Source organism: uncultured Dokdonia sp., assembly GCF_947492815.1.
GTDB lineage: Bacteria > Bacteroidota > Bacteroidia > Flavobacteriales > Flavobacteriaceae > Dokdonia.
The window spans coordinates 16885-27249 of the sequence record NZ_CANLOB010000043.1 but is presented as its reverse complement, the minus strand read 5'-3'; the positions used below and the strand labels follow the sequence as shown (position 1 = coordinate 27249).

At 33.7% G+C, this 10365-nt stretch carries 10 protein-coding genes; 9 read left to right on the top strand and 1 reads right to left on the bottom strand.

Annotation, left to right across the window (positions count from 1 at the left end; translation table 11 throughout):
* Positions 1-187: 187 nt before the first annotated feature.
* The gene (locus tag Q1A01_RS22890; protein ID WP_299685666.1) at positions 188-865 is read right to left on the bottom strand and encodes a DUF4294 domain-containing protein; all 678 of its coding nucleotides are present in this window, start codon (positions 863-865) and stop codon (positions 188-190) included.
* Between the two features lie 108 nt (positions 866-973).
* On the opposite strand from Q1A01_RS22890, the gene Q1A01_RS22885 reads away from it, so the two are divergent.
* The 9 genes from Q1A01_RS22885 to lepB (Q1A01_RS22845) all read left to right on the top strand — a co-directional run bounded on the left by Q1A01_RS22885 (position 974) and on the right by lepB (Q1A01_RS22845) (position 10363).
* A complete protein-coding gene (locus tag Q1A01_RS22885) occupies positions 974-2062 on the top strand; it encodes a M42 family metallopeptidase (RefSeq protein ID WP_299685663.1) in 1089 nt (362 codons plus the stop codon).
* Between the two features lie 188 nt (positions 2063-2250).
* On the top strand, positions 2251-3672 hold the full coding sequence (locus Q1A01_RS22880; protein ID WP_299685660.1) for a hypothetical protein: 1422 nt from the start codon (positions 2251-2253) through the stop codon (positions 3670-3672).
* A gap of 132 nt (positions 3673-3804) precedes the next feature.
* Positions 3805-4923: an outer membrane beta-barrel protein gene (locus Q1A01_RS22875; protein WP_299685657.1), complete on the top strand. Its 1119-nt coding sequence runs from the start codon at positions 3805-3807 to the stop codon at positions 4921-4923.
* Between the two features lie 122 nt (positions 4924-5045).
* Complete coding sequence (locus Q1A01_RS22870; protein ID WP_299685654.1) at positions 5046-5813, top strand: AAA family ATPase; 768 nt, start codon at positions 5046-5048, stop codon at positions 5811-5813.
* Positions 5814-5818: 5 nt separating this feature from the next.
* Complete coding sequence (locus Q1A01_RS22865; RefSeq protein ID WP_299685651.1) at positions 5819-6718, top strand: ParB/RepB/Spo0J family partition protein; 900 nt, start codon at positions 5819-5821, stop codon at positions 6716-6718.
* A gap of 16 nt (positions 6719-6734) precedes the next feature.
* Positions 6735-7307 (top strand): DUF5683 domain-containing protein, encoded by a 573-nt coding sequence (locus Q1A01_RS22860; RefSeq protein WP_299685648.1) that lies wholly within the window; start codon positions 6735-6737, stop codon positions 7305-7307.
* Entirely contained in the window at positions 7307-8020 is a 714-nt protein-coding gene (gene dapB, locus Q1A01_RS22855; RefSeq protein WP_299685645.1) for a 4-hydroxy-tetrahydrodipicolinate reductase, read from the top strand. Before Q1A01_RS22860 ends, dapB begins: the two co-directional genes overlap by 1 nt.
* 54 nt (positions 8021-8074) lie before the next feature.
* Positions 8075-9682 carry a signal peptidase I gene (lepB, locus tag Q1A01_RS22850; RefSeq protein ID WP_299685642.1) on the top strand — a complete coding sequence of 536 codons (1608 nt, stop codon included), beginning with the start codon at positions 8075-8077 and terminating at the stop codon, positions 9680-9682.
* 6 nt (positions 9683-9688) lie between these two features.
* Positions 9689-10363 carry a signal peptidase I gene (gene lepB / locus Q1A01_RS22845; protein WP_299685639.1) on the top strand — a complete coding sequence of 225 codons (675 nt, stop codon included), beginning with the start codon at positions 9689-9691 and terminating at the stop codon, positions 10361-10363.
* Positions 10364-10365 lie beyond the last annotated feature (2 nt).

The window sequence follows — 10365 nt, the reverse complement described above, 5'->3', positions numbered from 1 at the left end:
CACCTCTTTTTTAACTGAAAAGAAAAATAACAGCCTTTTTTGAAAAAATATGTAAATGACTGAAAAACAAATAACTCAAACTAAAAGAAAACTCAACAACACTCCTTATTATATGTACACTAAATTTGTAAAGAAAGACACTTTATCTATACGAGATATTACAAAAAATGCTTTAATGTATATAGACTTACTTTTCTTTTTCAGGAGTAGGCTTCCATTTATTAGATAAATCCCAGTATTCAAAATCTAAAACAGAGTTTCGTCTTTCCAATATTCCTGATTGAAATGAACGCTGCAATATGTCTTCGATTAAATAGTCTTCTTCTATGTTTACAGGATCATACTCTCTTTTTAAAGAAATATCAAAAGCGCTTGCTGTTGTATTATACCAAAATGCCTTCCACCCACTTCGTAATCGTTTTACCAATTCAAAAGTTGTTTCTCCTGTTTGCCTATGTATCAACTTAATTAAAATCTGACCTTCTGTTCGTGTTAATTTCTTAAGTTCTGTAGAGAATTCATTTTCAAGATACTTATGAATGACCTTCGTATATTTCTTTTTAGCGCTTTTCTTCTCAATAGATTCCAGTCTTTCATTTAGAGCAACTAACCTATCTGCCGCTAGTTTTGCATATGGATATACCTTACGCGTCTTTCTTCTAAGAATTAAATAACGCCTACGCTCTTCTTTGGAATCAAACTTTAGAGGTTTAAAAACAATTACCTCATTAAGATCTATAGCAGTTCTAGGTATTGTATCTCCTTGTATGACATAATATTCTATTTTTCCTGATTTGACAATTGTATCTTGTGCTATTCCAGAAAAAGAAAAGAGTATACTTATTACTATTATTATAATGCGCATGTTTTTTATTTCGCTTTAAGCTAAAATCATTCCAAAATTAAAGATTAGAATGTTATAAGACTATTAACTTCTTATTAATATTCTTATTTTTATGAAAAAATATTTTAAATGTCTTCAAAAAGTATACTCAATAAAAAGTCGTTAGATTTTCTAGAAAAATATCTTAATAATGCTGCTCCTACTGGTTATGAATGGGATGGGCAAAAAATATGGATGGATTATCTAAAACCATATGTAGATGAATTTATTACAGACACTTATGGAACTGCTGTTGCCGTAATCAATCCAAAAGCTAAATATAAAGTGGTTATAGAGGGTCATGCTGATGAAATTTCTTGGTATGTAAATTACATTTCTGACAACGGACTCCTATATGTAATACGTAACGGAGGAAGTGATCATCAAATTGCCCCTTCTAAAGTTGTAAACATTCACACTAAAAATGGAATTATTAAAGGCGTTTTTGGCTGGCCCGCAATTCATACACGTAATCGCGCTAAAGAAGAACCTCCAAAACCTAATAATATTTTTATAGATGTAGGAGCTAAAGACAAAGATGAAGTTCATAAAATGGGAATTCATATTGGTTGTGTAATTACATATCCAGATGAATTTCACATTTTAAATGATGACAAATTTGTTTGTAGAGCTATAGATAACAGAGCTGGTGGATTTATGATTGCTGAAGTGGCTAGGCTTCTTCATGAAAACAAAAAGAAGTTGCCTTTTGGATTGTATGTCACTAACTCAGTGCAGGAAGAAATAGGTTTACGAGGAGCACAAATGATTGCTGAGCGCATCCAACCTAATGTCGCCATTGTAACCGATGTAACTCACGACACAACAACTCCTATGATAGATCAAAAAGTACAAGGAGAAGCTGCTATTGGTAAAGGTCCTGTTGTTGCTTATGCTCCTGCAGTACAACAAAAACTTAGAGACCGTATTACGGAGACTGCCGAAAAGAATAAAATTCCTTTTCAACGTGCTGCTTTATCCCGTGCTACAGGTACAGATACTGATGCATTTGCATACAGCAATAGCGGTGTAGCCTCTGCCCTTATATCACTCCCATTACGATATATGCATACTACCGTAGAAATGGTACATCGTGAAGATGTAGAAAATGTTATCAAATTAATATATGAAACACTCTTAACGATAGAAGACGGAGAAACGTTTAGTTATTTCGAATAAATACGCTTTCGCGAAAGCGTATCCAGAAACAAAGAAAATCACAAATAATGCAATAATTATACTTGTATCATTTGTGATTTTTTTATTTAATATATTCTTAACCAACAAAGAATTAATAATAAAGTAATATAAAACTAACAAAATCCATCTATTTTTGTAACGCATAATAAACAACAAATTAATATATAATGAAGAAGGTTTTATCCTATTTTCTACTAGCTATCATAGCGATAGCATGTAGCACAGAAGAAGGCATAGACAGCACTACAGATGTTGCTAATCTTGAAGTTGAAAATTACAAAGGAATATTTACCACCGTAAATGGAGACAATAGAGGTACACTAGATGTAATACTGTCTGAAGACACACTCTCTGCAACTGCAAACTTAACTTTAGCTTCAGGAGAAGTGATAAGTATTGTAACAGATCAAGTTGCTAATCTAGGAGACACTAAAGAAATTACATTTACATCAAATGAACTTTCTTTTACAATGATTACTGGAAATGAAGGCGAAACTTTACAGATTGATACGGTTTCTTTTAGAGGAGCTGAAAGTTCAATTTTAGCCGCTAGAAATACAGAAAGAACTCCCGTTACACCTGTTACAGGTACATATATTTGTACTACATGTGCTGGCCCTGTAGACAACTCTATGACACAAACATTTAATTTTATGTTTGTGACTGCCGATGGTGATAGCTCAATAGCTACTCAAACAACATTAGGAATGACAGTATACAATGGTATAGGTACTCAAGATAGTTGTGCAATAAATGGAACAGATACTACTTGTAACATCAATAGTGGTGATGGAATGACTACTGTAGGGTATACTGCTGGAGATGGTGATGTAACTTGGACAGGAACTCATATTTTTAACAATGAACCCACTGGTCCTAATGATTGTTCTGGAATTTCTGGAACTTGGTCTTGGGCTTCTCCATTAGTAGGTACTGTAGATGGTTTATTTATAAGCGATAACCTATGCACTTCTTCTCTAACCACCCTTTACAGCGAAGATTTCCAATCATTTACTGGAAGTGGCTTTGCCGCTATGCCAGCTGCTGGACAGTTAGATTCTAATATCATTATCGCAAATGGTTTAAGTGATGGCACATTAAATTATGGAGGCACAGAAACATCAGGAGATTTTGCAAGAGGACTAAACGATGGAGGCACTACCGCTGGAGGTGTATATGCTTTTGATATAGATGGCGCTGGAAATACTACTCTAGGGGTTCAACCAACAGGTAGTGATTTTACACCTGGAGAATTTGATTTTAGAATAGAAAATACAACTGGAGGAGACCTATCTAGTTTTTTAATAAGTTATGACTTATATGTAAATAATGATCAAGGAAGAGCTACTGGCTTAAATTTCTCTTATTCTACTGATAATATTACTTACACACCTGTATCATCTTTAGATTACACATCACCAGAAGCTTCTGATGCTAATAGTTTTGTAAACAATAGTATGTCTGCTAGTTTTTCTGCAGCAGTAGCAAGTGGAGCATTTATTTATCTTCGTTTTGAAGTTAATGATGTTTCTGGCGGCGGTTCTCGTGATGAGTTTGGTATTGACAATATTCTTTTACAAGGAAACTAGTAACGATTTTTCTTATAAGCAACAAAAAGGGAAGCATTTTAAATGCTTCCCTTTTTTAATACGTAAGAAATTAACATTCATTTCGACCTAATAGGCATATTTTTTGATAATACAACCTCAAAAATTATTGCTATGAAAAAAAATATTTTATTCTTCGCTTTTGCTCTGATTCTTACATCAGCTTCTGCCATCGCTCAAAATTACTCCAAAGGAGCTATCACTACCACTTCTAATGAGACTATTAAAGGGCGTGTTCTTATAGATTATGAGACAAAAAAAGTTTCTCTCAAAAAAGATTTAAAAATAAGTTCTTACAGTTTTGACCAAGTTAACATTGTTACTTTAGGCGCTACCATATTAGAAAAAAAGAATATTAATGGAGCTTCCTATTATACATCAACAATTACTTCTGGAAAGGGGAGTTTATACAAAATAAACGACTCTCAATATCTTATCACAGGAAATAATGGTAAAGATGCTATTATTAATACAGATGAGAAATCTAGCAAAACACCAGGAATACTTGCCGTCTTATTTGATGATTGCAATAGTATAAGAGCTATTCTAAACAATGAAGACAATTTTAATAGACCTGCACTCCAAAAAATTATAAACACTTACAACTCTTGCGAATACAGCAACTATGCTCCCACTGAAAAGGAGGTGAAAAATGCTACTACCTATAATACAGATCAAGCTAGTTTTTTTGCTGGTATTGGAACAGGATTAAATAATGTCAGTTTTTTTGACAACAGCAACTCAGAATCAATAGTCTCTATTCAAGTACAAGCGGGTGTTATAGCTTCCCCTAGTTTCTTTGGTCGTATACAGGGAAACCTTTTTGTTACCCTAGAAGGAAGTGCTAGTTTTTCTGGAGAAAAAGATTTTGACACCAATACTACAGGAGCTACAAGTTTCAGGATAAATAGTTATAGAGCCTTTTTAGGGTTAGAATATTTATTTAATAAAACTGGTAAAATCAAACCGTTTGCTGGTATTAGTATAGGAGTTACTTCAGATTCTTTTGAGGGTAGTGTAGATGCATTTAATTTTGATATTACTGGAGGCAATACACTTTTTGCCCCTAAGATTGGTGCTCGCTTACAACTTCCTAATCAAAAACATATCGGACTCACACTCTCTTATCTATCTGAATATGAAAACAACTTATCATTTCCTGTAAATAACACCGTAATACCACTTATTGTAAACAACGAAAACTTCACTTTAAGTCTTAATTATTACTTTTAAAACAGACTGTAAATCATTACAATTAAAGAGGTCATCTAAACGGATGACCTTTTTAATTTTGAAAGCATTTTATTTACTCATTTTAAATTGTATTTTTACTTTTTAAATTTCCTCAAATCTATATGGGCAAAATAATTGCTATTGCAAATCAAAAAGGAGGTGTTGGAAAGACAACAACTTCTGTAAACTTAGCGGCATCACTAGGAGTACTTGAAAAAAAAGTACTACTCATAGATGCTGATCCTCAGGCCAATGCTACATCTGGCTTAGGCATCGATGTAGATAGTGTTCAAATAGGAACCTATCAGCTTTTAGAGCATACTAACTCTGCTGAAGAAGCTATCATACAAACAAGCTCACCTAATTTAGATTTAATTCCTGCACATATAGACCTTGTTGCTATCGAAATAGAACTCGTCGATAAAGACAAAAGAGAATATATGATGCAGAAAGCGATAGGTCATTTAAGAGATCAATATGATTATATTTTAATAGACTGTGCGCCTTCTTTAGGATTACTTACACTAAACGCACTGACTGCTTCAGATTCGGTAATGATTCCGATACAATGTGAGTATTTTGCATTAGAAGGTCTTGGAAAACTGTTAAATACTATTAAAAGTGTGCAAAAAATACATAATACATCACTAGATATAGAAGGACTTTTACTAACTATGTATGATTCTAGATTACGTTTATCTAATCAAGTGGTAGAAGAAGTTCAAAAACACTTTAGTGAAATGGTATTTAAAACCATCATACAACGTAATGTACGATTAAGTGAAGCACCTAGTTATGGAGAGAGTATTATAAATTATGATGCTGGGAGTAAAGGAGCTACAAATTATTTAAGCTTAGGACAAGAGCTTATTACCAAAAACAATAGCTAAAGCATATGGCTAAAGCAACAAAAAAACAAGCACTCGGTCGTGGTCTTTCTGCTTTATTGAAAGATCCGGAAAATGACATTAAAAGTGCAGAAGATAAAAATGCAGACAAGGTTGTAGGGAATATCGTTGAGTTAGATCTTAAAGATATTGAGGTAAACCCTTTTCAACCTCGTACTAGCTTTAATGAAGAAGCTTTAAGAGAACTCGCTTCTTCTATACGTGAATTAGGTGTTATACAACCTATCACAGTACGTAAATTAAGTTTCAATAAGTACCAACTTGTATCGGGAGAGCGTCGCTTTAGAGCCTCAAAACTAATAGGCAATAAAACTATTCCTGCATACATCCGTATAGCAAATGATCAAGAGAGCCTTGAGATGGCTCTTGTAGAAAATATACAGCGTCAAGATTTAGACCCTATAGAAATTGCGCTTTCTTATCAGCGTCTTATTGATGAGATTCAGCTCACGCAGGAACAAATGAGTGAACGTGTCGGTAAAAATAGATCTACAATTGCCAATTACTTACGTTTATTAAAATTAGACCCTATTGTTCAAACAGGAATGCGAGATGGTTTTCTGTCTATGGGTCATGGTCGCACCTTGATTAATGTAGAAAACACTGGAGATCAACTTGATATTTATGAAAAGATCATAGCAGATAAGTTATCCGTACGACAAACAGAAGCATTGGTTAAGAATTACCACAATACTTCTGAAAAGACACTTCCCAAAAAACAAGATGCACCTGAGTTTATTCAAAAAGGAAATAAAGAATTTGCAAACTATTTTGGAGCCAAAGTAGACATTAAAGTATCTAAAAATGGAAGAGGAAAAATTACCATTCCGTTTTCTTCAGAAGAAGATTTTAACCGCTTACAGAAATTAATTAAAGGTGCTAAATAGAAAAAGCATATTACTCTTGAGTTTTCTTCTTGTATACGCTTTCGCGAAAGCGCAAACAGGAGATACCATTATTACAGAAGATACAGATCCTGATACCATAAAGACATCGGAAAGTATTGATCCGTTGCGACCCGCTAAAGCTGCTTTTTATGCCGCAGCATTACCAGGATTAGGACAGGCTTACAATAAAGATTATTGGAAACTACCTATTGTATATGGCGCTTTAGGAACAGGCGTATTCTTCGCCATAGATAATGATCGAGAATTTAAACGTTACAGAACTGCTTTTAAAGACAGACTCGCTGGACGAATCGATGAATTTACGGTTGTTAATGAGGATGGAACAACCACCGAAATTTTCACAAATGATGGACTTATTGACGCTCAAGATTTTTTTAGAAGACAAAAAGAGTTAGCTATTCTTATTACAGCTGGAATGTATATACTCCAAATTCTTGAAGCGAATGTAGATGCTCACTTATCACAATACAATGTAAGTGATGATTTAACTTTTGCACCCGATATTCAACCAGATGATTTGGGACAGGCATTTCGTTATGGTTTCAAACTCACCTATCATATAGATTAATGAAGATTGCACTTTTAGGATACGGAAAAATGGGAAAGGCCATTGAAAAAATAGCCCTCGCCCAAGGTCATGAAATTGTTATAAAAAAAAACGATGCTACTCCTTTTAATTTTGAAGGTGTAGATGTTGCCATAGATTTTAGCTTACCCAGTGTTGCTGTATCACATATTAGTACTTGTCTAAAAGAAGGAGTTCCTATTGTTTCGGGAACTACTGGATGGTTAACACAGTATGATGAAATGATAGCATTGTGTAAAGAAAAAAACGGAAGCTTTATCTATGCATCAAATTTTAGTATTGGTGTCAATATTTTTTTTGAGATCAATAAGAAATTAGCACAGTATATGGCGCCTCATCATAGTTACAACGCAGCTATGGAGGAAATTCATCATACGCAAAAACTAGATGCTCCAAGTGGTACTGCAATTACACTTGCTGAAGGGATTATCGAATCTGGAAGTTATGCGAATTGGGAAAGTTCGGATTCGGTTGCTGCATCAAAAGAAACTAATACCATCCCTATCGTTTCTAAAAGAGAAGGGACTGTTCCTGGCACACACATTATCACCTATAAAAATGAAATAGATACCATACAGCTCTATCATGAGGCTCATTCTAGATTAGGATTTGCACAAGGAGCTTTGGTTGCTGCATTATGGCTTGTTGGAAAAAAAGGAGTATTTTCAATGGCAGATGTATTAAATATTTCTTAATTACGTAACATCAACAGATACTAAGACACTAACTACCCATAAATACAATATATCATGACAATTACACAATGGTTTATTTTTTTTCTAGCCGTACAGGTCATTCATTTTTTAGGGACTTGGAAATTATATGTAAGAGCTGGAAGACAAGCTTGGGAAGCTGCAGTGCCTGTATACAATGCAGTAGTTCTTATGAAAATAATAAATCGCCCATGGTGGTGGACGATTTTGCTTTTTGTACCTATTGTTAACTTAATTATGTTTCCAGTCGTTTGGACAGAAACAGCTAGAAGTTATGGATTTAATACTTATAAAGACACGGCGCTAGTTGTTTTGACATGTGGATTATACTTATTCTACATCAATTACGGTACTGATGCCGCGCATATTAAAGACAAAGATCGAAACCCAAAAAGCAATAGTGGAGAATGGGTGAGTTCTATTCTTTTTGCGATTGTTGCTGCTACTATTGTACATACGTATTTTATGCAGCCTTTTACAATTCCAACTTCCTCGTTAGAAAAAACGCTTTTAGTTGGCGATTACCTTTTTGTGAGTAAGTTTCATTATGGAGCAAGAACTCCGATGACTACCATAGCAACTCCAATGCTACATGATGCAATCCCAGTGATTAATAAAAAGTCATATGTATCTTCTCCTGAATTACCTTATTTCAGATTACCAGGTTTTCAAAATATAAAACAGAATGATATTGTTGTTTTTAGTTGGCCAGTAGATACTTTAACTGTGATTACGGATCCTTCAAGTGAAGCTATCTATAAGCCAGTAGATAAAAAATCAAATTATGTAAAACGCTGTGTTGGTTTACCTGGAGATTCTTTAGAAGTTAGAGATGGTTTTGTGTATACCAATGGTGTAAGAAACAAACTCCCAGATAGAGCTAGGTTACAATTTAGTTATAAATTTACTTCCAAAGAACCTTTTGTTACTCAAAATGAAATCGGTCAATATGCCGCTCCAACACCTTTCTTATCTAGTCGATACGATGTTAGTGACATATATTTAGATGCATATGATAAAGATACAAGAGTTTCTACTCAGATTGCTCAAATGACTGATGAGGCTTATCAAAAATTCAGCAATAATGCCAGCGTCATAAATATCAACCCAATAGAAATACCTAATGTAGTTAATTCGAATTTATTTCCACCAAGAAGTGGACATGACTGGAGTGTCCAAAACTATGGCCCTATCTATATTCCTGAGCAAGGAAAAACAGTTGCCATTACGCCAGCATCTATTCCTTTTTATGAACGTATTATTGAGGTATACGAAGGTTCTGAAATGGGAATAGCTAATGACATACAAGTAAACGGTAATCAAGTCACTTTAAATGGTGCTCCTATTACTGAATATACATTTAAGCAAGATTATTATTGGATGATGGGTGACAACCGTCATAACTCACAAGATGCAAGGATGTGGGGATATACTCCTTATACACATGTAGTAGGAAAACCTGTATTTGTATGGTTTAGTTTAGACCCTAATAAAAAAGGCTTTTTTAATCGTATCCGTTGGGATCGTGTTTTTACAACTGTAGGGGGTGATGGAGCATTAACGAGTTATCGATATCATTTCTTAGTACTTTTAGTATTGTATTTTGGTTTTAATTTCTTTAGAAAGAAAAAGAAAAAAGCATAACGAACTATGAGTAGAAAAAAGAAAATACTATTAGGTATAGTAATTGCTTTTTTTGGCTTATTTGTTATCTATACGGTTTTAGGAAGTAAAGGATATTTTAAAGTGTATGCTATACCAACTACATCTTCTTCTCCCACATTAGAACCCGGAGACTATATTATTGTTTCTAATCTCATTCCCGTGAAAAATAATGATCATATTGTTTTTGAACGGTTTGACAAAACTTTCGGTTTTGGATATTATGTTTCTAGATTGGTTGCAAAAGAAGGTGATACTTTTAGTATTCGTAACGGAATTGCTTATGTAAACAATGTTAATATTGATAGTTCTATAAGAATAAAACATGCTTATAAAATGCATATAGATATATTAAAAGAGCTTCATAGTCCAGAGTATTACACTGATTACTATCAAATTTCAAAAGATTCTATAATCATACACTTAGAAGATAAAGTAGCAGAGGCTATATCCCCAAAAGCATCTAAACAAAGAAACATCAATTTTGGAAAGGTGCATGAATCCTTTCCTGAAGAATGGAATTATTATAACTTTGGACCATTAATCATTCCTGAAAATAAACTTTTTGTCTTAGGGAATAACCGAGATAATTCTCAAGATTCAAGATATTTTGGCTTAATAGAAGAACGTAATTATATTGGTAAAGCTATAAACGTACATTAAAT

Coding starts and splice junctions, on each gene's coding strand:
- dapB (WP_299685645.1), top strand. CDS start 7,307: ATGAAGATTGCACTTTTAGGATACGGAAAAATGGGAAAGGCCATTGAA.
- lepB (WP_299685642.1), top strand. CDS start 8,075: ATGACAATTACACAATGGTTTATTTTTTTTCTAGCCGTACAGGTCATT.
- Q1A01_RS22885 (WP_299685663.1), top strand. CDS start 974: ATGTCTTCAAAAAGTATACTCAATAAAAAGTCGTTAGATTTTCTAGAA.
- Q1A01_RS22870 (WP_299685654.1), top strand. CDS start 5,046: ATGGGCAAAATAATTGCTATTGCAAATCAAAAAGGAGGTGTTGGAAAG.
- lepB (WP_299685639.1), top strand. CDS start 9,689: ATGAGTAGAAAAAAGAAAATACTATTAGGTATAGTAATTGCTTTTTTT.
- Q1A01_RS22880 (WP_299685660.1), top strand. CDS start 2,251: ATGAAGAAGGTTTTATCCTATTTTCTACTAGCTATCATAGCGATAGCA.
- Q1A01_RS22875 (WP_299685657.1), top strand. CDS start 3,805: ATGAAAAAAAATATTTTATTCTTCGCTTTTGCTCTGATTCTTACATCA.
- Q1A01_RS22865 (WP_299685651.1), top strand. CDS start 5,819: ATGGCTAAAGCAACAAAAAAACAAGCACTCGGTCGTGGTCTTTCTGCT.
- Q1A01_RS22890 (WP_299685666.1), bottom strand. CDS start 865: ATGCGCATTATAATAATAGTAATAAGTATACTCTTTTCTTTTTCTGGA.